Source organism: Solwaraspora sp. WMMD792, assembly GCF_029626105.1.
In the GTDB taxonomy this organism is placed as follows: Bacteria; Actinomycetota; Actinomycetes; order Mycobacteriales; family Micromonosporaceae; genus Micromonospora_E.
The window spans coordinates 7,028,374-7,055,016 of record NZ_JARUBH010000009.1 but is presented as its reverse complement, the minus strand read 5'-3'; the positions used below and the strand labels follow the sequence as shown (position 1 = coordinate 7,055,016).

At 72.1% G+C, this 26,643-nt stretch carries 23 protein-coding genes and 2 pseudogenes; 16 read left to right on the top strand and 9 right to left on the bottom strand.

What is annotated here, in order from left to right:
* The first annotated feature begins 5 nt into the window (after positions 1-5).
* The 8 genes and pseudogenes from O7629_RS32820 (at position 6) to O7629_RS32785 (ending at position 7,843) form a co-directional block, all read left to right on the top strand.
* Positions 6-341, top strand: coding sequence for a TcmI family type II polyketide cyclase (locus tag O7629_RS32820; protein ID WP_278174214.1), 336 nt, complete (start codon positions 6-8; stop codon positions 339-341).
* Positions 338-2,077 (top strand): acetyl-CoA carboxylase carboxyltransferase subunit alpha, encoded by a 1,740-nt coding sequence (locus tag O7629_RS32815; protein ID WP_278174212.1) that lies wholly within the window; start codon positions 338-340, stop codon positions 2,075-2,077. Before O7629_RS32820 ends, O7629_RS32815 begins: the two co-directional genes overlap by 4 nt.
* Positions 2,074-2,580, top strand: a complete 507-nt coding sequence (accB, locus tag O7629_RS32810) for an acetyl-CoA carboxylase biotin carboxyl carrier protein (protein ID WP_278174210.1) — start codon at positions 2,074-2,076, stop codon at positions 2,578-2,580. Before O7629_RS32815 ends, accB begins: the two co-directional genes overlap by 4 nt.
* Positions 2,581-2,593: 13 nt before the next feature.
* Positions 2,594-3,964 (top strand): acetyl-CoA carboxylase biotin carboxylase subunit, encoded by a 1,371-nt coding sequence (locus O7629_RS32805; RefSeq protein ID WP_278174805.1) that lies wholly within the window; start codon positions 2,594-2,596, stop codon positions 3,962-3,964.
* Positions 3,965-3,988: 24 nt separating this feature from the next.
* Positions 3,989-4,789, top strand: a complete 801-nt coding sequence (locus O7629_RS32800; protein WP_278174208.1) for an SRPBCC family protein — start codon at positions 3,989-3,991, stop codon at positions 4,787-4,789.
* Positions 4,786-5,157, top strand: a pseudogene (locus tag O7629_RS32795) (cupin domain-containing protein); the annotation flags it as partial. The gene O7629_RS32800 and the pseudogene O7629_RS32795, both read left to right, overlap by 4 nt.
* 116 nt (positions 5,158-5,273) lie before the next feature.
* The gene (locus O7629_RS32790) at positions 5,274-6,557 is read left to right on the top strand and encodes a beta-ketoacyl-[acyl-carrier-protein] synthase family protein (protein WP_278174207.1); all 1,284 of its coding nucleotides are present in this window, start codon (positions 5,274-5,276) and stop codon (positions 6,555-6,557) included.
* Positions 6,558-6,601: 44 nt separating this feature from the next.
* Positions 6,602-7,843: a beta-ketoacyl synthase N-terminal-like domain-containing protein gene (locus O7629_RS32785; RefSeq protein WP_278174804.1), complete on the top strand. Its 1,242-nt coding sequence runs from the start codon at positions 6,602-6,604 to the stop codon at positions 7,841-7,843.
* 429 nt (positions 7,844-8,272) lie between these two features.
* On the opposite strand, the gene O7629_RS32780 is transcribed toward O7629_RS32785, so the two are convergent.
* Positions 8,273-8,914: a maleylpyruvate isomerase family mycothiol-dependent enzyme gene (locus O7629_RS32780; protein WP_278174206.1), complete on the bottom strand. Its 642-nt coding sequence runs from the start codon at positions 8,912-8,914 to the stop codon at positions 8,273-8,275.
* 53 nt (positions 8,915-8,967) lie between these two features.
* Between O7629_RS32780 and O7629_RS32775 the strand changes: the two genes are divergently transcribed.
* Positions 8,968-9,693, top strand: a complete 726-nt coding sequence (locus O7629_RS32775; RefSeq protein WP_278174204.1) for a helix-turn-helix domain-containing protein — start codon at positions 8,968-8,970, stop codon at positions 9,691-9,693.
* Between the two features lie 331 nt (positions 9,694-10,024).
* The gene (locus O7629_RS32770; protein WP_278174202.1) at positions 10,025-10,987 is read left to right on the top strand and encodes a TIGR03557 family F420-dependent LLM class oxidoreductase; all 963 of its coding nucleotides are present in this window, start codon (positions 10,025-10,027) and stop codon (positions 10,985-10,987) included.
* A gap of 33 nt (positions 10,988-11,020) precedes the next feature.
* On the opposite strand, the gene O7629_RS32765 is transcribed toward O7629_RS32770, so the two are convergent.
* The 4 genes and pseudogenes from O7629_RS32765 to O7629_RS32750 all read right to left on the bottom strand — a co-directional run.
* Positions 11,021-11,239 carry a hypothetical protein gene (locus O7629_RS32765; protein ID WP_278174201.1) on the bottom strand — a complete coding sequence of 73 codons (219 nt, stop codon included), beginning with the start codon at positions 11,237-11,239 and terminating at the stop codon, positions 11,021-11,023.
* A 139-nt stretch (positions 11,240-11,378) separates the two neighbouring features.
* On the bottom strand, positions 11,379-12,143 hold the full coding sequence (locus tag O7629_RS32760; protein WP_278174200.1) for an enoyl-CoA hydratase-related protein: 765 nt from the start codon (positions 12,141-12,143) through the stop codon (positions 11,379-11,381).
* Positions 12,144-12,193: 50 nt separating this feature from the next.
* Positions 12,194-13,531 carry a hypothetical protein gene (locus O7629_RS32755; protein WP_278174803.1) on the bottom strand — a complete coding sequence of 446 codons (1,338 nt, stop codon included), beginning with the start codon at positions 13,529-13,531 and terminating at the stop codon, positions 12,194-12,196.
* A gap of 78 nt (positions 13,532-13,609) precedes the next feature.
* Positions 13,610-15,115 (bottom strand): annotated as a pseudogene (locus O7629_RS32750) (amino acid adenylation domain-containing protein); the annotation flags it as partial.
* A gap of 353 nt (positions 15,116-15,468) precedes the next feature.
* On the opposite strand from O7629_RS32750, the gene cobF reads away from it, so the two are divergent.
* Genes cobF through O7629_RS32735 form a run of 3 tightly spaced genes read left to right on the top strand, consistent with a single transcriptional unit; the run spans position 15,469 to position 18,099 of the window.
* Entirely contained in the window at positions 15,469-16,296 is an 828-nt protein-coding gene (gene cobF / locus O7629_RS32745; protein WP_278174199.1) for a precorrin-6A synthase (deacetylating), read from the top strand.
* Complete coding sequence (locus tag O7629_RS32740) at positions 16,289-17,077, top strand: GntR family transcriptional regulator (RefSeq protein WP_278174198.1); 789 nt, start codon at positions 16,289-16,291, stop codon at positions 17,075-17,077. The genes cobF and O7629_RS32740 overlap by 8 nt, the downstream gene beginning before the upstream one ends.
* Positions 17,078-17,079: 2 nt before the next feature.
* A complete protein-coding gene (locus tag O7629_RS32735) occupies positions 17,080-18,099 on the top strand; it encodes a YafY family protein (RefSeq protein WP_278174197.1) in 1,020 nt (339 codons plus the stop codon).
* Here O7629_RS32735 and O7629_RS32730 read toward each other — a convergent pair.
* Positions 18,090-19,004, bottom strand: coding sequence for an SDR family oxidoreductase (locus O7629_RS32730; RefSeq protein ID WP_278174196.1), 915 nt, complete (start codon positions 19,002-19,004; stop codon positions 18,090-18,092). The two genes, O7629_RS32735 and O7629_RS32730, sit on opposite strands and share 10 nt — an antisense overlap.
* Before the next feature lie 289 nt (positions 19,005-19,293).
* Between O7629_RS32730 and O7629_RS32725 the strand changes: the two genes are divergently transcribed.
* Positions 19,294-20,916, top strand: a complete 1,623-nt coding sequence (locus O7629_RS32725; protein WP_278174195.1) for an RICIN domain-containing protein — start codon at positions 19,294-19,296, stop codon at positions 20,914-20,916.
* 74 nt (positions 20,917-20,990) lie between these two features.
* On the opposite strand, the gene O7629_RS32720 is transcribed toward O7629_RS32725, so the two are convergent.
* The 3 genes from O7629_RS32720 to O7629_RS32710 all read right to left on the bottom strand — a co-directional run bounded on the left by O7629_RS32720 (position 20,991) and on the right by O7629_RS32710 (position 24,477).
* A complete protein-coding gene (locus O7629_RS32720; protein WP_278174193.1) occupies positions 20,991-21,878 on the bottom strand; it encodes a hypothetical protein in 888 nt (295 codons plus the stop codon).
* Positions 21,875-22,897 carry a DUF916 domain-containing protein gene (locus O7629_RS32715; RefSeq protein ID WP_278174192.1) on the bottom strand — a complete coding sequence of 341 codons (1,023 nt, stop codon included), beginning with the start codon at positions 22,895-22,897 and terminating at the stop codon, positions 21,875-21,877. Before O7629_RS32715 ends, O7629_RS32720 begins: the two co-directional genes overlap by 4 nt.
* Before the next feature lie 71 nt (positions 22,898-22,968).
* Positions 22,969-24,477, bottom strand: coding sequence for an HtaA domain-containing protein (locus O7629_RS32710; RefSeq protein ID WP_278174191.1), 1,509 nt, complete (start codon positions 24,475-24,477; stop codon positions 22,969-22,971).
* A gap of 217 nt (positions 24,478-24,694) precedes the next feature.
* On the opposite strand from O7629_RS32710, the gene O7629_RS32705 reads away from it, so the two are divergent.
* Together O7629_RS32705 and O7629_RS32700 are read left to right on the top strand one after the other, a co-directional pair.
* Positions 24,695-25,603, top strand: a complete 909-nt coding sequence (locus O7629_RS32705) for a hypothetical protein (RefSeq protein ID WP_278174190.1) — start codon at positions 24,695-24,697, stop codon at positions 25,601-25,603.
* Entirely contained in the window at positions 25,600-26,643 is a 1,044-nt protein-coding gene (locus tag O7629_RS32700; protein WP_278174189.1) for an ABC transporter substrate-binding protein, read from the top strand. The genes O7629_RS32705 and O7629_RS32700 overlap by 4 nt, the downstream gene beginning before the upstream one ends.

The following is a 26,643-nucleotide window of genomic DNA, read 5'->3' as shown; positions in this document are numbered from 1 at the left end:
GAACCATGGATCGCTCGCTGATCATCGCCAAGGTGGTCCCCGACGCGGAGCAGCAGGTCGCGGAGATCTTCGCCGAATCGGACCTGACCGACCTGCCCCACCTGGCCGGGGTACGACACCGGTCGCTCTACCGGCTGCACGACCTGTACGTGCACCTGATCGAGACCGACGAGACCGGACCGGACGCGGTGGCCGCCGCCCGGCGACACCCCGAGTTCGACGAGGTCAGCCGCCGGCTCGCGACCTACATCAGCCCGTACCTGGCGACCTGGCGGTCGCCCCGGGACGCGATGGCGCACCGGTTCTACCACTGGGACGCACCCACCGGTCGGCCCCGATGACCACCGTGGCGGCCCCGGGCCGCAACCGCTGGCTGCGCTGCCGCGCCTGCCACGCACTGGTCTACCGGCGACGGATGCACCGCAACCTGGAGGTCTGCCCCGAGTGTGGACACCACCAGCGGTTGACCGCGGCGGAACGGATCGGACAGCTGGTCGACCCGGACAGCTTCACCAGGCTCGCCGACCGCGCCGCCGAGGTGGACCCGTTGGGGTTCGTCGACTCGATGCCGTACCGGCGACGGCTGGCCCAGACGCGCGCGGCGACCGGCCTGGCGGAGGCGGTGGTGTGCGGCACCGCCCGGATCGGCGGACATCGGGCCGTCCTGGCGGTGATGGACTTCCGGTTCCTCGGTGGCAGCCTCGGCTGCGCCACCGGCGAGTTGATCACCCGCGCCGCCGAGGAGGCACTCGCCGCCCGGGATCCGCTGGTGCTGGTCACCGCCTCCGGCGGGGCGCGGATGCAGGAGGGCGTCCTGGCGCTGATGCAGATGGCGACGGTCAGCTGCGCGATCGCCGAACTGCGCGCCGCCGGACTGCTCACCGTCAGCGTCGTCACCGATCCGACGTACGGCGGCGTCGCAGCCTCGTTCGCCACCAACACCGACCTGGTGATCGCCGAACGCGGCGCCCGGATGGGGTTCGCCGGCCCCCGGGTGATCCGGGAGACGATCCGCCAGGCGTTGCCCGCCGGTTTCCAGACCGCGGAGTTCCTGCTCCGGCACGGCCAGGTCGACATGGTCGTCGAACGGCACGACCTACGCCCCCGGCTGCGCGCCCTGCTCGCGCTGGCCGCGGGTGGCCGGGCCGGAGCAGGTCCGCCGGCCGCGCCCGCCGGCCGGGCCGAGCCCGCACACCGCACGGCGCCGACGCCCCGCACCGGACCGACGCCGACCGCCTGGCAGTCGGTGCGTACCGCCCGGGACCTGGCCCGGCCGACCACTCTGGACTATCTGCGGACCGCGTTCGACGGCTTCGTCGAGTTGCACGGCGACCGGCTCGGTACGGACTGCCCGGCGATCGTCGCCGGCCTGGCCCGGCTCGGTGACCAGCCGGTCGCCGTCATCGGGCAGCAGAAAGGCCACGACGCCCGGGAGATGCTGGCCCGCAACTTCGGCATGGCCAGCCCGGCCGGCTACCGCAAGGCGTTGCGGGTGATGGGGCTCGCCGCCCGGCTCGGACTGCCGGTGGTCACCCTGATCGACACCCCGGGCGCGCACCCCGGGATCGACGCCGAGGAACAGGGCCAGGCCGCCGCGATCGCCACCTGCCTACGCACCCTGGCCCGGCTGCCCACCCCGGTGGTCGCCGTCGTCACCGGCGAGGGTGGCAGCGGCGGGGCGCTCGCGCTGGCCGTCGCCGACCGGGTGCTGATGCTGCAGAACGCCGTCTACTCGGTGATCAGCCCGGAGGGTTGCGCCGCGATCCTGTTCCACGACCGGGCCGCCGCGCCCCGGGCCGCCGCCGCGCTCCAGCTCACCGCGCCCGACCTGGTACGCCTCGGCGTCGCCGACGGCATCGTCGGCGAACCACCCGGCGGCGCGCAGCGCGATCCGGCCGGCGCCGCCGACCGGGTACGGGCGGCGCTGACCGCCGCGCTGTCCGACCTGCTCGCCGTACCCATCACCGACCTGCTGCGTCGACGATCCCGACGGTTCCGCCGGTACGGGGCGGGCATCGTCGACGCCGGCGTACCGCAGCCCGACACCGACCGGACGATCCAGGTGATGCCGCGATGACCAGTGCCGCCGCCAACGGAACCCCGGCCGGGCCGGAGCCGGCCAGTCAGCTGCGCCGGATCGCCGAGCAGACCCGGGCGCTGGTCGGCGAAATCACCGGTCCGCTGCGCCGGATTCAGGTCCGGCACGGCGAAACGGTGATCGAGATCGAGTGGCACGACCGGACTACGCCGGTCGCGGCCGCGCCGTCGTCCCCGGCCGACCCGCCGGCGGCCGCACCGGCACCCAGCCCGGCCGCACCCGGCCAGGCCGCACCGGCGGCCGGGCACCGGATCGGGTCACCGATCGTCGGCACGTTCTACCGGGCCGCAGAGCCCGGCGGAACGCCGTTCGTCGATGTCGGCGACTCGATCGAGCCGGGTCAGGTGATCGGAATCGTCGAGGCGATGAAGCTGATGAACGAGATCACCACCGACCGGCCAGGGGTCGTCGTGGAGATCCTGGCCGGCGACGGCGAACCGGTCGAGTTCGACCAGCCGCTGATCACCGTGGCACCGGGCTGAGGAGGCGGTGACCTTGTTCGAGAAGATTCTGATCGCCAACCGGGGAGAGATCGCGCTGCGGGTCGCCCGGGCCTGCCGGGAACTCGGCGTACGGACCGTAGCGGTGCACTCCACCGCGGACCGCGACTCGGCGGTGGTCCGGTTCGCCGACGAGGCGGTGCAGATCGGCCCCCCGCCGAGCCGGGCCAGCTACCTCAACGCGGCGGCGATCGTCGAAGCGGCCCGGCGCACCGGTGCCCAGGCTGTCCATCCCGGATACGGCTTCCTGTCCGAGGACGCCGACTTCGCCGACATCTGCGCGGAGAACGGCCTGGTCTTCATCGGCCCACCGCCGCAGGTCATGCTTGCCCTCGGGGACAAGGCCAAGGCCCGGGACGTGCTCGGCGCGGCCGGTCTGCCGCTGCCGCCGGGCAGCCGGGAGCCGGTGCCCAGCAGTGCCCATGCCGCCACGGTCGCCGCCGAGATCGGCTATCCGGTGATCATCAAGGCGGCGGCCGGTGGTGGCGGCCGGGGCATGACGGTGGTCACCGACGAGGCGGACCTGGCGCCGGCGTACCACCGGACCCGGCAGACCGCCCGGGCGGTCTTCGGCGACGACCGGGTCTACCTGGAACGGTTCCTCACCCAGGCCCGGCACGTCGAGGTGCAGGTGCTCTGCGACGGCCACGGCAACGGGGTGCACCTGGGCACCCGGGACTGCTCGGTACAGCGCCGGCATCAGAAGCTGATCGAGGAGGGTCCGGCGCCTACGCTGCCGGCGGCGATGCTCGACGAGATGGCCGCGGTGGCGCTGCGCGGCGCGCTCGCGGTCGGCTACGTCGGCGCCGGCACCTTCGAGTTCCTGGTCGACGAGAACGACCAGTTCCACTTCATCGAGATCAACTGCCGGATCCAGGTGGAACACCCGGTCACCGAGATGATCACCGGGGTGGACCTGGTGCAGGAACAGATCCACATCGCCTGCGGCACCCCGCTGCGGCTGCGCCAGCCGGACATCCGGCCCCGGGGCGTCGCGGTCGAATGCCGGGTCAACGCCGAGGACCCGCAGCGCGGGTTCACCCCGACACCTGGCCGGTTGGACCGCTTCGAGATCCCCGGCGGCCCGTTCACCCGGGTCGACACCCACGGCCACACCGGGTACGTCGTCGGACCGCACTACGACCCGCTGCTGGCCAAGGTCGTCGTCTGGGCACCGGACCGGGAACTGGCACTCAACCGGATGGAACGCGCGCTGAGCGAGTTCGAGGTACGCGGCCCCGGCGTCCACACCACCATCCCGTTCCTGCGCCGGGTGCTGGACGACGCCATGTTCCGCAAAGGACGGCTCTCGACCGGCCTGGTCGGCCGGCTGCTCGACGAGCCGTCGCAGACCCGTACGGCCTGACCACACACGCCCGAGGAGGAGCGGATGAGCATCACCGACGATCAGCCGAAGGTCACCGCCGCGGACATCACCGCGATCCTGGTACGCAACTGCGGGCTCGACCCGGCCGGCGCCGCCGACACCCCGGCGGCGTCCCTGGCCGAGCTCGGCCTGGACTCACTGGCGTTGCTGGAGCTGCAGGCCGTGGTGGCCGACCGGTACCGGGTGCGGATCCCGCCGGACAGCGCGGGCCTGACCATCGGCGAGATCGCCGAACTGGTCGCCGACGAAATCGCCGGCGACGCGGCCGCCGGGGCCGCCTCGGACACCGGCCCGTCCACAGTGGCCGCTGTGGACGCCACCGGGCCGCCTCCCGGGCACACCGAGAACAGCGTGGTGATCGCCGCCCCGTTGGACCTCGTCTGGGCGGTCACCAATGACGTCGACCGGTGGCCCGACCTGTTCACCGAGTACGCGTCGGTGCAGATCGTGCACCGGCACGGGGACACCGTGCGGTTCCGGCTGACCATGCACCCGGACGAGAACGGGACGGTCTGGAGCTGGGTCAGCGAACGCACCGCCGACCGGGACCGCCGCCGGGTGCTGGCCCACCGGGTGGAGACCGGACCGTTCGAGTACATGCGGATCCGCTGGGACTACGCCGAGGTCCCCGGCGGCACCCGGATGACCTGGGTGCAGGACTTCGCCATGCGACCGACCGCGCCGCTCGACAACGCCGGCATGACCGAACGGATCAACACCAACAGCCGGATCCAGCTGGACATCATCCGCGACCGGATCGAAACCCTCGCCCGTACCGCAGACCCCGCCGGAGGCACCCGATGAACGATCCACGGCTCGTCGCCGCCCGCGACCTCGCCGCCGACCGGCGACGCGGCGGCGAACTCCGGGTCCTGCTCGGCCCACGCACGGTCGGCAGCACCTCCGGCTTCCTCGGCCTGGCGGTGCTGCGCCCCGGCGAACGCATCGCCGAGCACTACCATCCGTACAGCGAGGAGTTCCTCTACGTCGCGCGCGGCGAGATCGTCGTCGACCTGGACGACCTGCCGGTGGCGGTACGCCGCGCCGAAGGGCTGTTCGTGCCGATGAACACCCGGCACCGGCTGCGCAACGTCAGCAAAGGGCCGGCCGAAGTGGTCTTCCACCTCAGCCCGCTGGCGCCGCGCCCCGAACTCGGCCACGTCGACACCGAGGGACCGGCGGTGCTCGGCCCCGGTCCGGACGCCGCCGGGACGGGTCGGGACACCGCCAGGTCCGGCCCCCGGCCGGTGCCGCGCACCCGGACCACCACACCCAACGGGCACCGGCCGTGACCGCGGCCGGGTCGCCCCGGCGGACCGTCGTGACCGGGGTCGGGGTGGTCGCCCCGGGCGGCGCCACCCGGGAGGCGTTCTGGGCGACGATCACCGCCGGGCGTACCGCGACCCGCCGGATCACCGTCTTCGACCCGTCCCCGTTCCGGTCCCAGATCGCCGCCGAATGCGACTTCGACCCGGCGGACGCCGGGCTCGGCCCGCGCGAGCGGCGACGGGCCGACCGGTACGTCCAGTTCGCTCTCGCCTGCTCGATCGAGGCGGTCGCCGACGCCGGGCTGTGCCTCGACGACGCCGGCCGGCAGCGGGCCGGGGTGGCGCTCGGCTCGGCGGTCGGCGGCACCGTGGCTTTGGAGCAGGAGTACGTGGTGGCCAGCGACGCGGGCAGCCACTGGCTGGTCGACCCGGACTGCACCATGCCGTACCTCTATCAGGCGCTGGTGCCCAGCAGCCTGGCCGCCGACGTGGCCTGCCGGCACGGGCTGCACGGGCCGGCGCAGGTGATCTCCACCGGCTGCACCTCCGGCATCGACGCGATCGGCTACGCCCACCAGTTGATCGTCGACGGGGACGCGGACGTGATGCTCGCCGGTGCCGCCGACTCGCCGATCTCCCCGGTCACCGTCGCGTCGTTCGACGCGATCGGGGCGACCAGCCCGGACAACGACGACCCGGCGCACGCCAGCCGGCCGTTCGACAACGACCGGCACGGCTTCGTCCTCGCCGAAGGGGCCGCCGTGCTGGTGCTGGAGGAGCTGGACCACGCGCGGCGGCGCGGCGCGCGGATCTACTGCGAGATCGGCGGATACGCCACCCGCAGCAACGGCTACCACATGACCGGGCTGCGCCCGGACGGCGCGGAGATGGCGCTGGCCATCGTGGACGCGATGAACCAGGCCCGGCTCAACCCGGACGACGTGTCGTACGTCAGCGCACACGGCTCCGGCACCCGGCAGAACGACCGGCATGAGACAGCCGCGTTCAAACGGGCGCTCGGGGACGCGGCGTACCGGGTGCCGGTCAGTTCGATCAAGTCGATGATCGGGCATTCGCTCGGCGCGATCGGCTCGATCGAGATGGCGGCCTGCGCGCTCGCCATGGCGCACGGGGTGGTCCCGCCGACCGCGAACTGGCGCACCCGCGACCCGGAATGCGACCTGGACTACGTCCCGAACACCGCTCGTGAGCTACCGGTCGACGTCGCGTTGTCGGTCGGCAGCGGATTCGGCGGATTCCAGTCGGCGATGGTCTTCGCCCGACCGGAAAGGACAGTACGGTGAGCGCCGACGGCCCCCGGGCTGCGGTGCCCGGTCAGCGGGCCGCGGTGCCCGGCCGGCGGGCGGTGGTCACCGGGATCGGCGTGGTGGCGCCGACCGGACTCGGTGCCGACGCGCACTGGAAGGCGACCCTGGCCGGGCAGGTCCGCACCGGGCGGATCACCCTGTTCGACCCGGCGCCGTACCCGGTCACCCTGGCCGGCGAGGTGGCCGACTTCGACGCGCTGCAGTGGACCGACAACCGGCGGGCGGTGCAGACCGACCGGTGGACCCATCTCGGTTTCGCCGGCACCCGGCTGGCGCTGGCCGACGCCGGGCTGCCGGACACCGCCGACGACCCCGACCGGTACGCGGTGGCGCTGGCCAGCTCGTCCGGCGGCAACCTGTTCGGCCAGCGCGAGCTGCAGCGGCTGTGGAGCCGGCCCGGCCGTACCGTCGGGGCGTACCAGTCGATCGCCTGGTTCTACGCCGCCAGTGTCGGCCAGCTCTCCATCGCCCACCAGTTCAAGGGCGCCTGCGGGGTGCTGGTCGCCGAGGCGGCCGGTGGGCTGGACAGCCTGGCGCACGCCGCCCGGACCATCCGCCGGGGCGCCGACGTGGTGCTGGCCGGTGCCACCGAATGCGCGCTGAGCCCGTACGCGCTGGCCTGCCAGCTGCGGAGCGGGCTGCTCAGCACCGGCACCGACCCGGAGTCGGCGTACCTGCCGTTCGACGTCGACGCCGCCGGCTACCTGCCGGGCGAGGGCGGCGCGGTGCTGGTCGTCGAGGAGTTGGGGCACGCGTTGGCCCGGGGCGCCCCGGTGATCTACGGCGAGGTCGCCGGCTGGGGGGCCAGCCACGACGCCCGGCACACCGACCGGCACACCGGCGGGGACGCCGACCAGTACGCCCGGGCGATGCGCCGGGCGCTGGCGACCGCCGGGGTGGCTCCGGCGCAGGTGGACGTCTGCCTGCCGGACGCGCTCGGCGTACCGCGTTTCGACCGGGCCGAGGCCGGCGCGGTGCGGGCGGTCTTCGGTCCGACGCCGCCGCCGGTGACCACGCCGAAGCCGCTGACCGGGCGGGCGCACCAGGGCAGTGCGGCGGTGGACGTGGCGACGGCGCTGCTGGCGCTGCGGCACCGGCTGTTGCCGCCGACCGCCGCGCCACGCCGCCCGGCCCCCGGTTGCGACCTGGACTTCGTCCGTACGCCACGGGAGTGCGCGGGGCACGCCGCGCTGGTCGCCGCCCGTGGCTTCGACGGCTTCAACAGCGCCCTGGTGCTGCGCCGCGACCCGGCCTGGGGCTGAACCCGGTACGGGACCGACGAGGCCCGCTGGTTCCAGGCACAGGACGAGCTCTACCGGTGGCCGATCCGGGACGCCGCGACGCTGCTGCTGGGTCCCGTCGACGATGACGACTTCCTCGCCGACTGGGGCTCCCTTCGCTATCGATGGCCTTTCCGGACCCGACGAACCCGTCGGAACTCCGGCCGAGCTGACCGACGAGACCAGTCAACACGCACACCGACCAGCGGCAAAGTCCGGATGTCGGCATACCGGGTTCTGAGCGTTGGCCAGTGTTCGGCGTCTGGGCGGAAACGGGCCGGCCGTAGGCCGGTGAGTTGCGAGGCGCACACTGACCAGGTGACCGGAGAAGCAGCCGTATATCACCGTGCGTCGCCGCCGGTGATGAACGCCAGTCCACCCGGAGCGGCAGATTCGGGTGGCGCGGCGGCTTCAGGAGGTAGCGCGTTCGGCGAGAGTCACTGCGCCGGGGCCTGAGAGCTCATCGGGCTCAACGGGGCGACCGGAGACCGCGAGCAGGAGGGCGAGGGCCGATCCGTGCACCAGCGGTCCGGTTCCACCGTCCACGGGTGCATCGGAGGCGATGAGCCGCAGGCCACTCGCGCGCTCCTTGCCGCCGCCGATCTTCACGGTCGTGCGAAGTTGGAATTCCAGCGCCTTCGCCACTTGGTCGACCGGGTAGTCGCCGGTGAGCCCGACCGCCCGCCGGACGTCTTCTCCATGGACGAAGGCCTCGACAAGGCGTGTGGCGATCGCCGCCGGCGGCGTGCTGGTGCGGGTCAGAACGGATCGCAGCGCGTCGAGAGTGTCCTTCGGGTCGTCGCACCGTTCGCGGGCGAGACCGGCGGCGTTCTGGCGGTCGAAGTCGAAGCGGGCAGTGACCATGTGTCGGATGAAGCCGATTCTCGTGGTCTTCGCCGTGTCGACGAGGTGGGCCACGACATCGTGCACGTCCCACTCACCGCAGGCGGTCGGAGCGTTCCACTGCTCAGGCGCGAGAGTCTCCAGGTCGTGGACAAGAGCCGCGCGTTCGCGGTGAACGGCAGTCCAAACATCGGTGTGTCGGGCATCCATGGCACTACTAAAACAGTAGTCCGCGCTACTAGGCAAGTAGTTACACTGGCTCGGTGGCGACACGAAGGACATACGGCTCGTACAACGACGGCTGCGCTTCCGCCCACGCGCTCGACCTGATCGGAGAGCGGTGGGCCCTCATCGTCGTGCGCGAGCTGTTGCTGGGACCGAAGCGCTTCGTCGACATCCAGCGCGACATTCCAGGCATCGGCCCCGGAACGCTCTCACGCCGGCTCCAGGACCTGGAAGAGTCCGGCATCGTTGTACGGCGCGCCCTGCCCCGCCCCGCCGACGTCACCGTCTACGACCTCACCGAGTGGGGATACGACCTCGAGGCCGTCAACACAGCCCTGTCACGGTGGGCCGTGCGCTCGCCGCGACTGCCGTTGGAGGCGGACATGAGCCCGGACACACTCGTCCTCGCCATGCGGGCGCATGCGTCGCCGGCACCAGCAGGTGAGCCCGTCCGCCGCGTCGCGTTGACCCTGACGGACTCCCGCGCCGCCGGGCAAGAGCCGGTCGAGTACCTCGCGACAGTAGGCCCAGGCGGCACCACGGTGTCGAAGGAACCGATCCCCGACGACGTCGACGCGCGAGTCGAGGCGACGACCCTCGCGTGGAAGGCTCTGGTCATCGGTGGAGCTCCGATCGAGGGCGCCGAAGCGGTCGCCATCATCGGCGACTCCACAGCGGTCCGTGCCCTGCTCGACGCCACCCAGCTAAAGATCTCCCCAGGTGACAGCACGCCGTCCACCACGTCGGCCGCCCCTTGTCCATAGCGGCAAGATCGCCGGCGCGACCTCGTGCCCGTGACGAACGGCCTCCGCTGCGCTGGCGGACCCTACGTGTCGATAGCCGGTCCGGCCGGATAGCACCTACGCGGCCTGGCCGGTCGACAGCGAGGGACGGATCGAGGTCACCCAGGACGCCACCGTCGCGGAGCCGAAGATCGGCGCCCTGATCCGCCGCCGTCATCTCCCCGACTCAGCCTCGGACGGGAACCGCAGATCGACCGCCACCGCGAATAGATCCGTCGGGCAAGGGTACGAAAACCTCGGACGGCGCCACGGTCACCGGGCGTGGTGGGACCAGCATGGGGAGGGCAGAGACATGCGGATCGGCTACAAGTTGGCCACCGAGGCGTTCGGACCGGCCGAACTGATCGCCCAGGCGGTCCGGGCCGAGCAGGCCGGGTTCGACTTCGTCGAGATGAGCGACCACTTCCACCCGTGGCTGGACTCCCAGGGCCATTCGCCGTTCACCTGGAGCGTGCTCGGCGCGATCGCCGCCCGTACCGAACGGATCGGACTGGCCACCGGCGTGACCTGCCCGAGCCTGCGCTACCACCCGGCGATCGTCGCCCAGGCCGCAGCGACTGTGGCGCTGCTGTCCGACGGCCGGTTCACCCTCGGGGTGGGGGCCGGCGAACGCCTCAACGAACACGTCACCGGGGAGCCGTTTCCGAGTGTGCACGGGCGGCACGAGCGGCTCCGCGAAGCGCTGGAGATCATCCGGCTGCTCTGGTCCGGCGGCTACCACACGTACCAGGGAAAGCACCTGCAGCTCGACGACGCGCGGGTGTTCGACCTGCCGCCGACCCCGCCGGTGATCGCGGTGGCCGCCAGCGGCTCGGAGTCCGCCCGGCTCGCCGCCGAGCTCGGCGACGGGCTGTTCGCCACCGAGCCGAAGGGCTCGATCGTCGAGCACTACCGGCGGGCCGGGGGCGCCGGACCGCGCTACGCCGAGGTGCCGATGGCCTGGGCGGTGGACGAGGAGCAGGCAATCAAGGCGGCCTGGGAGTCCAGCCGTTGGGCGCTGACCGGCTGGAAGGTGATGAGTGAGCTGCCCAACCCGGTCAACTTCGAGGCGGCCTCGGCGATGGTCGACGCCGACGACATCGCCGCGCATTTCAGCGTAGGGCCGGACCCGGCGGTGCACCTCGAGGCGGTCAAACCGTACGTCAACGCCGGTTTCGACCACATCGTGCTGCAGAACGCCGGGCCCGACCCGGACGGTTTCCTGGACTTCTTCGAGCGGGAGCTGGCCGACCGGCTGCGAGGGCTCGACCGGTGACGGTGGCCGGCTCGGGCGCCGGCGCCGCAGTTGTCAGGCGCGGGCCGGGCCGGAATAGTCGGGGGCGACGTAGACCGGCAGCCGCTCGCCCTGACTGCGGGCGTAACGGCGGGTGTAGGTGACGGGCTTGACCCCGGGTCGGAGCGGCACCGTGTACTGCGTTGGCAAGGTGTCCGCGGCAGCGGCGAGGCGGCGGGGCGTCACCTCGCGACGTTGGTCATGCCACGGGCCACCCAGGAAGAGAACCTTCATATGCCGATCCTTGCCGGTTCAGCCAGCCCGCGCCTCATCCGTACGCACAATAACTATCAAATCCCGCCGGATCCGTCCGTCGCAGCTGGCTGGCTGGCCGGCCGGTGACAGCCCGGCCGGCCAGTGAAGCCCGGTCGGCTCAGCTGCCGGTGAACCGTGCCGGCCGTTTCTCCAGGAACGCGGACATCCCCTCCGCCCGGTCGGCGGTGGCGAACAATCCGTGGAAGACCCTCCGTTCGAACAGCAGGCCCTCGCGCAGTCCGACCTCCTGCGACCGCTGGACCGCCTCGCGGGCGGCGGTGACCGCGAGCCGGCTGTGCCCGGCGATCACCGCCGCCGCCGACCGGGCCTCGGCGAGCAGTTGGTCAGCCGGCACGATCCGGGACACCAGGCCGCACTGCTCCGCCTCCCGGGCCGGCATCATCCGCCCGGTGAGGATCAGATCCATCGCCTTGGCCGTGCCGACCAACCGGGTCAGCCGCTGGGTGCCGCCGATCCCGGGGATCACCCCGAGGGTGATCTCGGGCTGACCGAACCGGGCGTCCTCGGCGGCGAACACCAGGTCGCACATCATGGCCAGTTCGCAGCCGCCGCCGAGCGCGTAGCCGGCGACTGCGGCGATCTTCGGTGTCCGGAACGCAGCGAACTCCTCCCAGCCGGCGAAGTGATCGGCCGTCATCGCCTGCACCGGGCTCATCGCCGCCATCTCCCGGATGTCGGCACCGGCGGAGAAGAAGCCGTCCGACCCGGTGATCACGAAACAGCCGATGTCCGGGTCCCGGTCCAGTGGTCGCAGGGTGGAGACGAGTTCGTCGCAGAGTGCGGTGCTGAGTGCGTTTCGGGTCGCGGGCCGGTGCAGCCGTACGGTGACCACGCCACCGTCCCGCTCGGTCATCAGGTGCATGTCGGTTCCTCCAGTCGGGTCGCAGGATGGTGGGTCGGCCGGTCCCGGTTTCACGAGTCCCAGATAGCGCCGTAGGCGGGGATCCCCCGGCGCTCCAGCCCGTGCACCACCTGCCGGGTGAGCTTCTGGTTGGCGATGCAGATCACCGCTTCGGCGCCGGTGGCCCGCCATGCCTGGAGCGCCAGGGCCACCATGTCCGGCTTGCCACGCCGCGCGGTGTCCCAGATCGTGGCGTCGGGCTGCACCCGCAGGATCTCGTCCACCAACTGGTCGCCGTAGGTCGTCCGCGGGCTGCGGGTGGACCAGACCAGGTGCGCCGGCACCTTGCCGGCCAATAGGTGCGGCAGCACCGGCCCGATGCCGCTGCCGGTGGCGACGTACACCACCCGGGTGAACAGGGTCTCGATGTTGGCCACGCCGGCGGTGGTGATGCCCTTGACCCAGATCCGGTTCGGCGGGTCGTCGATCAACGCGCCGGTCCAGTCGCCGGCCCGGGAGACGGTCAGTCGGAAGCCGCGCTCACCGGGTGCCGGCACGTTGGCGAACGAGTGCCATTCGAGCAGCGGGCGGCGGCTGATCGCGGTGGACGAGCCGGCGAACGGGGTGGTGTGGCCGAACGTCAGCAGGGCCACGTGGCTCGACGGCCGGTCCACCTGCACCGGTACCCGACGCAGTCGCAGCCACGGCAGGGCGACGCTCACGGTGAGCAGGGCCAGGGTCCACAGCGCCGGCGAGGCCAGCAGCGCGGCGGCCAACGACGTACCGTCGCGGGCCCCGTCGACGACCAGCACCGTCTGGGCCCACAGGAGGATCAACGCGGCCCACCCGCCGAACCGGTGGACCCGTTCGAACAGGTCGTGGCGGCGGCCGCGGATCGGCGGCAGCGCGGTCGCCACCAACGCCAGCAGCAGCGCGACCAGCAGGTAGGACAGCACCAGTACGGCGGTGACGGCCCGGTCGGCCAGCGCCTGCCGGGTCAGTTCGGCGACGTACCCGGCGAACCAGGCGGTGCCGGCGAGTGCGCCACCGACGTGCAGCCCACCGAAGTGGTAGACCTTGCCCAGGCTCCACCGCACCCGTAGCGGCCACCGGGTCGGTGCCCGGGTCGCCAACCAGAACAGCAGGTTGATCACGTACTGCTGACGGATCACCACGGCCAGGGCGACGTTGGCCAGAGCGGCGTAGGACAGGTTCGCCAGGCCGCCGTCGGCCGCCCGCCACCAGCCGCCGGTGGTCAGCGCGTAGTACAGCAGCGCGGCGTTGCCGACCAGGACCAGGGCGGCCAGCCGGTGGTACGGCATCAGCCTGGGGTGGCTGAGGATCCGGCGCGGCCACGGCAGCGGAGCCGGCAGATCGGACGGAGCCGGCAGGTCGGACGGAGCCGGCAGGTCGGACGGAGCCGGGCGGGCCGAAGGGCCGGACGGAGCCGGTGGATCGGACGGAGCCGGCAGGTCGGACGGAGTCGGGCGGTCCAGCAGCCGGCGCAGTGCCGTCTTGTCGATCTTGCCCCGATCGGTCACCGGCAGCGACTCGACGGCGTGCACCTGCTCGGGCACACAGTAGTACGGCAGGGTCAGGGCGACCGCGTCACGCGCCGCCGTCGGGTCGACGGTCGCCGGTGCGACGAACGACACGAGCGTACGGTCGTCGACCTTGATGGTCGCCGCCCGACGGCACCCCGGCACCGCTTCCAGGACGGCGGAGACCGAATCCAGCTCGACCCGGAACCCACGGACCTTGACCTGGTCGTCGGTGCGGCCGAGATGTTCCAGCTCACCGTCGGGGGTCCAGCGCCCGAGGTCCCGGGTACGGAACATCATCCGTCCACCGCCGAGGAACGGATCCGGGACGTACCGCTGCCCGGTGAGTTCGGGATCGCCGAGGTAGCCGACCGACACGCAGTCACCACCCGCCCACATCTCCCCCACCTCGCCGATCGCACAGGGTCGGCGGTCTGCGTCCAGCACGTACACCGTGTTGTTCGGGGTCGGCCGGCCGATGGTGAGCCGTTCGGACGTGGGGTCGTGCCGGTGCATGGTGTTGACGATGGTGGTCTCGGTCGGTCCGCAGCCGTTGTAGAAGACCGCCTGCCGGGCCCACCGGTCGGCCAGTTCCCGTGGGCACGGCTCACCCGCCACGGCGACCGTCTTGACCCGGCGGCACCGGTCCGGGTCGACGGTGCCCAGCACGCTCGGGGTGGCGATCACCACGTCCACCGTCTCGACCGTCGCCGCGATGTCCCGTCCCCGGACGACCAGGGTGCCGCCGTGGCTGAGGCATCCGAGGATCTCCCAGGCGGCCATGTCGAAGGCGATGTTGAGAATCTGCCCGACCCGCCATCCCGGCTGGATGCCCAGGTCGCCGGGGGCGGTCAGGAGCAGATTGCACACGTTGCGGTGGGTGACGGTGACCCCGTTGGGCCGGCCGGTGGTACCGGAGGTGAACAGCACGTAGCAGCCGTCGTCCGGGCTGGTCGGGCCGGCCGGGACGACCGGGTACGCCGAGTCCGTCAGCGGTTCGGTGAGCAGTTCGTCGACGGTGATCAGCGCCCGGCCCGGCAGGTGCGGCAGCTCACCGACCGTCTCGGCGCTGGTCAGCACGATCCGGATCCCGGCGGTCTCGGTGACGTGTCGCAGGTGGGCCTCGGTGGCCACCCCGGCGTGCTGGGGCACGTACGCCGCGCCGGCCTTCAGGGTGGCGAGGATCGCGACCACCATGGGGATCGACCGGCGCATGAACACGCCGACCCGGTCGCCCGGACGTATCCCGTGGGCGATCAGCCGGGCGGCGAGACGGTCCGCCTGCTGGTCCAGTTGTCGGTAGGTGATTCGCTGGTCGAGGTGTTCGACGGCGACCGTGTCAGGAGTGAGGACGGCCCACTGTTCGATCGCGTGCTGGATGTGGGTGGAGCCGATCGGCCCAGCAGGGCCGTAGCCGAATCGGCGGAACAATTGTCTGTCCTGCTCGGACAGGCTGACCAACGGTCCGGTGCCGACCGCAACGGCGGCGGTGCCGGGAATGCCGCGTTGCCGCACGGCGCTGGCCCGGGAGCGGGTCGCCGGGAGGGCGGAACCTCGCTGTGGCATGACTGCCCCTTTCTCGATGTCGGGGCACCGGCCAAGAAGGACGGTGCGCTTCCCCTCCATCGAACCGCACAAGTGGTCATTAGCCCACAGACAGTGATGATCGGTAATAAATACGTAAGAGGCGTAAGAAAACGGTTAAGACGGGCAGATCTTGGCGAAAGTCCCACCGGCACGCGTTGCGCTGCTCGCTGCTGCCCGCGACTACCGCCGCCCGATGGAGGTGCGGCACACTCCCCCGGGTGCGAGAGATACTGATCATCGGGATCGGGGCCGGCGATCCCGACCACCTGACCGTGCAGGCGATCGAGGCGCTGCGTCGGGTCGACGTGTTCTTCCTGCTCGACAAGGGCGCGGTCAAGCAGGACCTGGCGGCGTTGCGGCAGGAGATCCTGCGCCGGCACACCACCGGGGCGTACCGGGCGGTCGAGATCGCCGACCCGGAGCGGGACCGGACCGCGGCGGACTACCAGGCCGCGGTCGAGGACTGGCGCCGCCGCCGCGCCGACCGCTTCGCCCAGCTGATCCGCGACGAACTACCCGACGGCGGCTGCGGCGCCTTCCTGGTCTGGGGCGACCCCGCGCTGTACGACAGCACCCTCGCCATCCTCGACGACCTGCGGGAACGCGACGTCGTCGAGTTCGACCACCAGGTGATCCCGGGGATCAGCAGCGTCGCCGTGCTGACCGCCCGGCACCGGATCGCGCTGAACCGGATCGGCCGCCCGGTGCAGATCACCACCGGCCGTCGGCTCGCCGACGAGGGCTTCCCGACCGGCGTGGACGACCTGGTGGTGATGCTCGACGCGCAGTGCGCCTTCACCCAATTCACCGCCGCCGACGGCATCGACATCTACTGGGGCGCGTACCTCGGCACCCCGGACGAGATCCTGATCGCCGGCCCGGTGCATGAGACCGCCGACCGGATCGTCACCGCACGCGCCGAGGCCCGGCGGCACAAGGGCTGGATCATGGACACGTACCTGCTGCGGCGTACCCTTGTCCAGACAACCGGACAGCACCAGAAGACCGGACACCAGACGCGAGACGATCGGGCAGACGATGACTGACCAGGCCCGGCCGGTCGACCGGGACAGCCCGATGCCGCTGTGGGCCCAGCTGCACGACGACCTGGTCCGCCGGTTGACCGCCGGCGGGTTCGCCGCCGGCTTCCCCGGCGAGCACGAGCTGGTCGACGAGTACGGCGTCAGCCGGCACACGGTACGGGAGGCGTTGCGCCGGCTACGCCAGGCCGGGGTGCTGGACTCGGCCCGGGGCCGACGTACCGCCGTCCATCAACAGCGGATCGAGCAGCCGCTCGGTGCCCTCTACTCGCTCTTCCACGAGGTGCAGGCGCGGGGAATGCGCCAGCGCAGCGAGGTACTCGCCCGCGACCTGCGGGTCGACGTCGCCGTCGCGGCCCGGCTCGGGCTGGACGCGGACACCCGCTTCGTACATCTGGAGCGGCTCCGGTTCGCCGACGACGAACCGTTGGCCACCGACCGGGTCTGGCTGCTGGCCGAGCTGGCCCGGCCGCTGCTCACCACCGACCTGACCGGTACCGGCATCTACAGTGAGCTGGCCAGGCACGGGGTCCGGGTCACCGACGGCGAGGAACGCATCCATGCCATCGTGCCCACCGCCGAGCAGCGCCGGCGGCTGGGCATCGGCCGGGGCGTCGGTCTGCTCGCCGTCGAACGGATCGGCCGGGCCGACGGGCGGCCCGTCGAATGGCGGGAGACCTTCGTCCGTGGTGACCGGTTCAGCCTGGTCGCCGGCTGGGCACCGCACCGGGCGTACCAGTTGCGGGTGGCTGACGGATCCCCGCTGCGCTCACCCGCCGGGCGCTGACCGTGCGGGTCGCCCGGTTGATCTCCCTGGTCCTGTTGCTGCAGTCCCGGGAGACGATGACCGCCGCGGAGCTGGCCCGCGAGCTGGAGGTTTCCGAGCGCACCATCTACCGCGACGTGCTGGCGCTGTCCGCCGCCGGGGTGCCGGTCTACGCCGACCAGGGCCGGGCCGGCGGGTACCGGCTGCTGGACGGCTACCGGACCCGGCTGACCGGGCTGAGCCGGGCCGAGGCGGAGACGCTGTTCCTGTCCGGGCTGCCCGGACCGGCCGATGAGATGGGCCTCGCCGACGTACTCGGGGTAGCCCAGCTCAAGGTGACCGCCGCGCTGCCGGTCGGGCTGCGCGACGCCGCCGGCCGAGCCCGGCAGCGGTTCCATCTGGACGCGCCCGGCTGGTTCCGGCAGGCCGATCCGCCGCCTGCCCTGGCCGACCTGGCCCGCGCCACCTGGCAGGACCAGGTGGTCCGACTCAACTACCTTCGGAGCGGCACCGAGGTGGTCAGAACGGTGCAGCCGTACGGTCTGGTGCTCAAGAACGGCACCTGGTACCTGGTCGGCAGAGTCCCCGAGGTCGGCCAGGTCAACAGCGTCGGCCAGGTCAACGACGGCTACCGGATCTACCGGGTGGACCGGATCGCCGCAGTCGAGGCCACCGGCGACGTCTTCGACCGCGACCACCGCTTCGACCTGGCCGACGTGTGGGCGGCCGGCACCGCCGACTTCGTCCGCAGCATCCTGGTCGACGAGATCGTCGTACGGCTGAGTCCGGCCGGGCTGCGGGCGCTGCGCTGGGCGGTGGAGGCACCGGCCGCCCAGGCAGCGCACGAGGCGGCCGGGCCACCCGACGGTCAGGGCTGGGTGCACACCCGGCTGCCGGTCGAGTCGCCCGACGTGGCGTACAGCCAACTGCAGGCGCTCGGTCCGGAGGTGGAGGTGCTCGCCCCGCCCGCGCTACGGGAGCGGATGCGCGACGCCGCCCGCCGGCTCGCCGCGCTGTACGGCGACAACGCCGGTCAGCGGTAACCGGTGGTGTCCGCCGGCCGGCCGGTCTCGACGACCTCGACGATGTAGCGGTACGCGTCCGGGCTGCTGCCGTCGACGTCGGTGAAGCCGTACTCGCGGGCCAGCTGCCCACTGGACAGTGACCGCCCGGTGAACCGGGACACCTGCGGATCGGCGGCGAGCGCGACCACTGCCCGGCCGACCATCGCCGGTGTCTCGGAGATGGCGAAGTGCGGGTCCTTGGCGGTGCCGTCGCGCCAGTTCGCCTCGGTCACCCCGAAGTGGTCCAGCATCGCCTCGGACCGGATCCAGCCCGGGCTGAGCGCCACCGCCGTCGCGCCGTACGGCCGCAGCTCCTCGGCCTGGGCGAAGGCCAGCCGGATGACGGCGTTCTTGGCCGTGTCGTAGAAGACCGACTCGCGGTAGTGGGTGCCGTTGTAGTCGGCGGTGCCGTCGGTCATCTCCACCACCAGCCCGCCCGGCTGGCGGATCAGCAGCGGCAGCGCGTAGTGGCTGGTGATCAGGTGGGTGTCGATGGCGAGCCGCAGCGTCCGCAGGCCGCGGTCCAGCGGCTGCTCCCAGATCGGCGACTCGAAGTCGGTCAGATGGTCGGCCCCCCAGATGTCGTTGACCAGCACGTCGAGCCGGCCCTGTTCACGGTCGATCCGCTGCACCAGGGTGCGGACCTGGTCCGGTTCCAGGTGGTCGGTCGGCACCGCGACTCCGGTGCCGCCGGCGGCGTCGACCAGTTCGGCGGTCTCCTCGATGGTTTCCGGGCGGTCCATCTCGGAACGTTGCCGTCGGGTGCTGCGGCCGGTGACGTAGACGGTGGCGCCGGCGGCGCCGAGTTCGATGGCGATCCGCCGGCCGGCGCCCCGGGTCGCCCCGGCGACCAGTGCTGTCCTGCCGTTCAGTGGTGTGGTCATGCCGCTGACGGTGCCAGCAAAACCTGACATCCGACGTCAGCTTTTCCAGATCCTCTCGACGGTTTCTCCCGACGGGCCCTCCCTGCAGACCCAGACCCTCCCGGCAAACCTCCCGGCGGAACCCTTCGGGGGATCACCGGAGCAGCTTGCCGTGGCATGGAAAATATCGACGTTGTTGACTCTATTGAATGCGATCGATACATTGCCGTAACAATGGGAAAACCCTTTCCCCGCGTCGCCGTGGGGGCGCGACCAGGCAGAAGCAGTCTCCGACAACCCAGGAGGTTCCATGACAGCCACCAGATGGCGGCGCTGGCGTACCGGCGTCGTGGCGCTCGCCACGACCGCCATGGTCGCCACCGGCGCAGCGGTCGGCATCCAGCACGCGGCCGCTGCCACCGTCGACACCAACGCCTGGTACGTGCTGGTCAACCGGCACAGCGGCAAGGCGATCGACCTGTACAACTGGGCGACCAACGACGGCGCGCCGATCGTCCAGTGGGCGCGCAACGACCAGACCGTTCAGCAGTGGCAGTTCGTCGCGGCCGGCAACGGCTACTACAAGATCCGGTCCCGGCACAGCGGCAAGTACCTGGAACTGCCCAACGCCAACGACGGCACCCAGCTCGTCCAGAACCCCGACAACGGCAGCACCCGCCAGCATTTCGGGGTGCTGGACTCGGACAGCGGTTACGTCCGGTTCGTCAACCGGCACACCAGCAAGGTGCTGGACGTGTGGGAGTGGTCCACCGCCGACGGCGGGATCATCTCCCAGTACCAGGACCTCAACGGCTGGAACCAGCAGTGGCAGATGGTCCGGGTCGACAGCGGCGGCCCGCCGCCGACCACCCCGCCGCCGTCCGGCGGCTGCGGGTCCGGCTCGTTCAACGCCGAGGCCGTACAGAACGGCTCGACCTGGACGGCGCGCAACGGCGGCAGCACCGTCTACACCGGCTCCAGCATGCTGTCGGCCATGCAGGCGGCGGTGAACAGCCTGTCCGCCGGGCGCAACAGCAAGCAGAAGGTGATCGTGCGTGGCTCCGGGTCGATCAGCGCCGGCTCCCGGCTGTCGCTGCCGTCGTACACCGTCCTGGAGGTCTGCGGCACGGTCAACGTGACCGGTTCCGGCTCCGGTGACCAGGCGGTGGTATACGCCCGCGGCGTCACCGACGTCGAGGTGACCCGGCTCAACATCACCGGCAACCCGCTGTACGGGATCTTCATCCGCAACGGCAACAACATCACCCTCGGCCAGATCGACATCCGGGTCACCGCCGGCCTGGGCATCCGGATCGACAACCACGGCGACCGCAGCCAGCGGTCCCGCAACGTGCGGATCGACAACGTGTACGTGCAGGGCACCAGCGCGCACGGCGTCGAGACGTACGGGGTCGACGGGCTGACGGTCGGCACCGTCACCGCCCGCAACACCGGCTACTCCGGCCTGATACTCAACGACACCATCAACGCGACCGTCGGCACCGTCGACGCGCAGGGCGCCGGCACCGGCACCGGCTACGCCGGGTTCCGGATGGCCAACCGCAACGGCCGGGTCGGCGACAGCTACCCGACGAACATCCGGGTCGGCACGGTGATCGCCCGGGGCGGCGGCCGGGGCATCTTCTGCGTGTCGGAGTCCGGCGGCGCGGTCATCGACCGGATCGACATCTCCGGCACCGGCAGCAACTCGATCCTGCTGGAGAACTGCTACAACGTGAACATCGCGGCGGTCTCCGGTTCGGTCAACGGCTCGGACGTGCGGATCGCCTCGCGCACCGAGTTCCCGGTGTCGCGCGACATCACCCTGCAGAACCTGACGCTGACCAATTCGCAGATCAACGAAAACCCGTGCGGGCAGAACATCGTGATCCGCAACATCGCGCTGAACAACTCGACCATCAACCGCTGTTGACCGGCCGGCCGGCGCGGCGGCACCGGCGGGTGCCGCCGCGCCGGCTCACCCCGCCAGCTGGCCGCCGGGCCGGCTCAGCCGCTCAGGTGACCGTCGCGCCGCCACCCGACGAACTGCCGTACCAGCAGCACCAGGATCAGCAGGCCGGCCAGGGCGACCCAGCCCCACGGGTACCGCTCGGTCTGCACCTCGAACTCCACCGCGGCGGAGCCGCCAACCATCTCCGCCGTGGTCAACCGCCCCAGTACGGCGTACCGGCCGTACAGCGGTCCGTCGACCGGCACCACGATCCGGACGGTGGTGGCCTGCCCCGCCGGCAGCGGCGCGATGTCGGTCGCCTCGACCACTGATGTCGCGCGACCGGGCCGGCCGGTCAGCAGGGACAGCTGCGCCGCACCGACCTCGGCGGTGCCGTCGTTGCGCAGGTCGACGTCGATGGCGATCTCGCCGCGTAGGGCGAACAGGGCCGACCAGTTCCGCTCGGCCGGTGCCACGCTCACCCCGGCCAGCCGGAGCCCGGCCCGATCGAGCCCGGCCGGGGCAACCGGCGCGGTCAGGTCGGTGACGTCGATCGCGGCGGTGCCGGTCACCGGTACCGCCACCGCGTCCTCCGTGTCCGGGGCGAGGGCCCGGGCGCGAACCACGCAGGGGCAGGCCACCGGCGGTGCGGCAACGGTGAGCTGGGCGGCGACCGGCTGCGGGTCGGCGACGTACAGCTGTCGGGCCGATCCGGTGGCGCAGTCGAGCGCGCCCCGGCGGGCCTGGTTGCCGCAGACCTCCAGCTGCACGGTGCCGGTCGGCCAGCCGGTCAGGGTGACGCTCACCGGCGCACCGACGGGGGCGTCGGCCGGTGCGACGGCGACCTGGGGCGCGGTGGCGGTCGCGGGTGCCGACCGCAGGCCGCCGGCCCCGGCGACCAGGACCAGGGCCAGGGCGCACACCGAGGTTCGCCGGCCGGTCACGGCGCGGTGCTGGTCGGGGCGGTGCCGGAGACCGTGCGGCGGGTACGCCAGCGGCGTACCCCGAACCACCCGGCGAGGACGGCGATCGCGGCGAGCAGCAACCACGGCGGTGCCCAGACACCGGCGGTACGGGTGACCGGTGGCAACGCCTCGTCCACCGTGGTCGGGGCCAGGTCGACGGTGGCGGTCAGCCGCAGCGCCGGCGGTACGCCGGTGATCCGCTCGGTCACCGTGAAGGTGCTGCCGGGCAGCAGTTCGGGCAGGTCGACCGGATCGGTGCGGGCCAGCTCCCAGCCCAGCGGGCCGTCCAGCAGCACCGCACCCGTACCACCGACGCGGATGTTTCCGGTGTTGCGCACCTGGTAGGTGACCTCCACGTCACCGTCGCCCAATGGGTTGACCGGGTCGTCGTAGCTGATGCTCATCGATTCGACGTTGACCGCCGGCCGGACCGGGCCGTCGACCCGCAGGTAGACCCGGGCGGCGACCCGCTGGTCGACGTTGACCTGCTGGCCACTGGCGTCGGTACGGAGCTGGGCGATGGAGCCGATCACCCCGCCGGCGTGGTCACCGGGTGTCGCGTTGGCCGGCACCGTCAGGCGGAACGGGATGTCCAGCCGTTCCCCGGCCGGCACCGCGTACTCCCGCTGGTCGAAGTGGATCCAGGTGCCGACGTCGGTGGCCGGTTCGTCGGCCGGGAGCAGGGCGAACGCGCCGTCGTCGGTGAGGAACCCGTCGGTGCCGTACACGGTGAACGTCCGGTCCTGGTCGCCGAGGTTGCGCACCGCGACGTGGTCGGTGATCTCCGCGCCTGGGGCGAGGTCGTAGACGAAGTAGTTGCGTCCGGTCGGCCCGTCCACGCTGGACGGCTGCACCGCCCAGGTGACCGCGTCGGCCGGAGCCGGACCGGCCGGCTGAGCGGCGGCCGGGGTGGCGCCGGGCAACGCGAGCAGTCCGGCCACCAGCAGGCCGGTGGCGGCGCGGCGGCGGTGCGGGCGACGGGTGGGCGGGGCGGACATCGGGCGCTCCAGTCGGGCCGGTGGCCGGTGCGGGACCGTCGCGGCCCCGCACCGGCCGGTGGGGCTGATCCTCAGGACAGGGTCAGCGTCAGGGTCGCGGTGTAGTCGCCCGGCGCCGCCGCAGCGGGTACGCCGAGGTTGAGCTGCGCGCCGCAGGTGAAGCTGCCGGCGCTGGCGCCGGCCGCCGAGGTGCACAATGCCCGGGCGGTGCCGAGTCCGGCACCCGGGTCGGCCACCGCGCCCGGGGTGACCGTGCCGCTCTGCCCGACCAGCGGGTCGTCCACCACCGATGCGGTGGGCGCCCAGCCGAGGTTGTCCGCCGCGATGACCGCGCCGCCGGCGGCGACGAAGTCACCCACCTGACCGACCAGACTCCAGCCGGCGTTGGTGCCGCGCAGGTCGGACACGGTGGCGGTGTTCAGTTCGCCGCTGGTGACGGCGCCGTTGCCGGTCGGCGGCAGGGTGACCGAGGAACCGGCCACGCTGAGCGTGAGCGGGCCGCCGCCCAGCACGGTCGCGGCGATCTGCTGGCTGGCGTCGCCGCCGCCGGCCGGGGCCGCGAAGCTGATCGGAGTGAAGGTGTCCTGGCTGCGGTCGGCGGACCCGCGCGCAGCGAAGGTGATCACATAGCACTGGGTGACGGTGCAGTCGACCGCGTTGCCGTTGCGGTCGGTGTACTGGGCACTGATCGGCAGCGTGGTGCTGAACGAGCCGTCCGGGTTCATCGTGTCCCGGGCATCGGTCGGCTCGTTGGTGCTGCTCACCCACTTGGTGACCTGCAGGACGCTGGCGTTGGTCCAGTGTTCGTCGACCTTCGGGCCGAACGACACGTAGATCCCGGCGGCGTCATTGGCCTGCGGGTCGAAGCCGCTGCCGTCGACGGTGATGGTGGCGCCGGCCGGGTCGACGTCGGTGTCCGGGGTGACGTCGACCGACGGAGCGGTCGGTCCACCGCCGCCGGAGGTGACCGCCTCGAACGACAGCGGATCGAGGACCTGGCCGGCCGGGTAGAAGCCGGCGAAGGCGGTGGCGCCCTCAGCGGTCAGAATGGCGGTCAGGTCGGTGCCGGTGATGCCGTCCGCACCAGCCGCCAGGTTGGCGTCGGTGGTGGTGAGGTCGGCGATGACCGCCTGGGTGACGTCGACCGACGGGAACGCGGTGCTTTCCAGTTCGACGTCTGCCTTGAGGACGGCGGTGCCGCCGGAGATGGCCACCGTCGGGTTGGCCAGGGTGATGGTGAACGTGTGCGCCGGGAACGAGAAGACGACCGTGCCGCCGTACGTGGCGTTCGTCTCACCGGTCTCGGCGTCGTAGCTGCCACCGGTGGACGGAAAGGCGAACGTGCCATCGGCGTTGATCGACGCACCGTCACTCACCGCGATCGGCGGGTTGCCGTCGCCGGACGACACGTAGTTGCGGAACGACTCCTTGAAGCCCCAGTTCAGGCTTCCCTCGGTGATGTCGGCAGGGGCAGCCACTGCGGGTGCGGCGCCGACGAGTGCGGTCGCGGCGCCGAGCACGGCCGCAGCCGCCCAGGTCGCCGACCGTCGCCCCAGAGCACCAGCTCTGGATGTGATCATCGACTGGTCCTTTCCGGATAGTTACTCACCGTGTTCCACTTCTGCTGTGGACACGGCATGCGATCGAGGTTAGGTTAGCCATGCCTAACCAGAAGCGGTTCCGGCAGGGGTACCTGATCTTCGACCCGGTCGGACCCTTGTCCCGAACTGCGACGGTGACTTAGGTTAGGCAAACCTTCATTGAGAACTCAACCGACGATCGTCGGAGGGATCACCCATGCCAACGCCGCTGCTCAGCGGCCGGGTCACCGCGACCTTGGCGGTCGTAACCGCCACCGCCGCGACCGCCGTCGTCGCGACCGCCGCCGTACTCGCCGCACCACCGTTGGCGTCGCCGGCCCACGCGGACACCTCCGCGACCGGATCCGGCGGCCAGCGACTCACCGTCTCCGACTCCACCGGCATCAGTCGCTCCGGCGCGACCGTCACGGTTACCGGCACCGGGTACGACACCAACAAGGGCATCTACGTCGGGTTCTGTGTGGACAACGGCGACGGGGCGCTGCCGACACCGTGCGGCGGCGGGGTGGACACCTCCGGCGGCAGCGGCAGCTCGCACTGGATCTCCAGCAACCCTCCGTCGTACGGCGAAGGACTGGCCGTGCCGTACGGCGACGGCGGCTCGTTCCAGGTCCGGGTCCCGCTGACCGCGAGGATCGGCGACGTCGACTGCACCGTACGCACCTGCTCGGTGGTCACCCGCGCCGACCACACCCGGACCAGCGACCGCAGTCAGGACGTACGCGTCCCGATCAGCTTCGCGGCCGCCGCCGCGCCCGCCCGCACCAGCGCCGCCCCGGCTGCCGGCAGCCCGGACCGGACCACCGCGCCACCGGCCCCGGCAACCGGCGACGCCGCAGGCCCGTCCGACACCGACGGTACGGCCGGTGACCCCAGCGGCTCCGCACCAGCCGCCGGTGCCACCACCGGCCAACCGACCGACGACACCGCCGGCCCGACCGCCGTCGCCGGCACCGAACCGACCGGGTTGGCGGTCACCCGGGTCAGCACCGTCGGCCCGGCCGGCCGGTGGTGGAGCAGCACGCTGATCCTGCTGGCGCTCGGCGTACTGGCGCTGGCCGGGCTGTCCGCTGTCCGCCGCCGGCACCGCCGGAGCCGGTCGTGAACCGCCCGACGCTGGTCGTGAACCGCCCGACCCTGGTCGGGCTGCTCGCCGCCGCGCTGCTCGTCGGCCCGGTGGCCGGCTGCGCCGACAGCGCCGCCAACCCAGGCGCGGCACCGGAACCGGCGACCTGCGGGCCGGTCACCGCCGTCGTCGCCGACGACGCGGTGACCCCGCTGGACCCGGCGCCGCAGCCGGCGTTGCCGGTCACCGTCACCGACGCCGCCGGCGACCGGGTCACGGTGACCGACGCCGACCGCATCCTCGCGGTGAACCTGTACGGCTCCATCGCCGAGATCGTCTTCAGCCTCGGCCTCGGTGACCGGGTCGTCGGGCGGGACACCTCCACCGACTTCCCGGCCGCCGCCGACCTGCCGCTGGTCACCCCCGGCGGACACGATCTGTCCACCGAGGCGGTCATGGCGCTGGACCCCAGCGTGGTGCTGCTCGACGACAGCATCGGCCCGCCCGAGGTGCTCGACCAGCTCCGCGCCGCCGGCATTCCGGTGGTACGGATCGGCGACGAACAGAGCCTGGCCGCCGTACCGGTGCACATCCGTGAGGTGGCCGCCGCGCTCGGCGTCGCCGACGCCGGCGAGGCACTCGTCGCCCGGGTCGAAGGCGAGATCGCCGCCGCCCGCGACGGCATCGCGGACGACGCCGAGCGACCCCGGGTCGCCTTCCTCTACCTGCGCGGCACCGCCGGCGTCTACCTGATGGGCGGCGAAGGTGCCGGCTCGGACGCGATGATCGCCGCAGCCGGCGGCGAGGACGCCGGCACCGCCATCGGACTGGCCCGGTTCCGGCCACTGACCAGCGAGGGTCTGATCAACGCCGCACCGGACGTCATCCTGGTGATGACCAAGGGCCTCGAATCGGTCGGCGGGGTGGACGGCCTGGTCGCCATGCCCGGCGTCGCCCAGACCCCGGCCGGCCAGCAGCGACGGATCATCGACATGGACGACACCGTGCTGCTCAACTTCGGCACCCGTACCGGGAAGGCGATCCAGGCTCTCGCCCGCGCCATCCACGAATGCCGGTGA

Coding starts and splice junctions, on each gene's coding strand:
- O7629_RS32820 (WP_278174214.1), top strand. CDS start 6: ATGGATCGCTCGCTGATCATCGCCAAGGTGGTCCCCGACGCGGAGCAG.
- O7629_RS32815 (WP_278174212.1), top strand. CDS start 338: ATGACCACCGTGGCGGCCCCGGGCCGCAACCGCTGGCTGCGCTGCCGC.
- accB (WP_278174210.1), top strand. CDS start 2,074: ATGACCAGTGCCGCCGCCAACGGAACCCCGGCCGGGCCGGAGCCGGCC.
- O7629_RS32800 (WP_278174208.1), top strand. CDS start 3,989: ATGAGCATCACCGACGATCAGCCGAAGGTCACCGCCGCGGACATCACC.
- O7629_RS32780 (WP_278174206.1), bottom strand. CDS start 8,914: ATGGATGCCCGACACACCGATGTTTGGACTGCCGTTCACCGCGAACGC.
- O7629_RS32770 (WP_278174202.1), top strand. CDS start 10,025: ATGCGGATCGGCTACAAGTTGGCCACCGAGGCGTTCGGACCGGCCGAA.
- O7629_RS32765 (WP_278174201.1), bottom strand. CDS start 11,239: ATGAAGGTTCTCTTCCTGGGTGGCCCGTGGCATGACCAACGTCGCGAG.
- O7629_RS32760 (WP_278174200.1), bottom strand. CDS start 12,143: ATGCACCTGATGACCGAGCGGGACGGTGGCGTGGTCACCGTACGGCTG.
- O7629_RS32740 (WP_278174198.1), top strand. CDS start 16,289: ATGACTGACCAGGCCCGGCCGGTCGACCGGGACAGCCCGATGCCGCTG.
- O7629_RS32730 (WP_278174196.1), bottom strand. CDS start 19,004: ATGACCACACCACTGAACGGCAGGACAGCACTGGTCGCCGGGGCGACC.
- O7629_RS32725 (WP_278174195.1), top strand. CDS start 19,294: ATGACAGCCACCAGATGGCGGCGCTGGCGTACCGGCGTCGTGGCGCTC.
- O7629_RS32715 (WP_278174192.1), bottom strand. CDS start 22,897: ATGTCCGCCCCGCCCACCCGTCGCCCGCACCGCCGCCGCGCCGCCACC.
- O7629_RS32710 (WP_278174191.1), bottom strand. CDS start 24,477: ATGATCACATCCAGAGCTGGTGCTCTGGGGCGACGGTCGGCGACCTGG.
- O7629_RS32705 (WP_278174190.1), top strand. CDS start 24,695: ATGCCAACGCCGCTGCTCAGCGGCCGGGTCACCGCGACCTTGGCGGTC.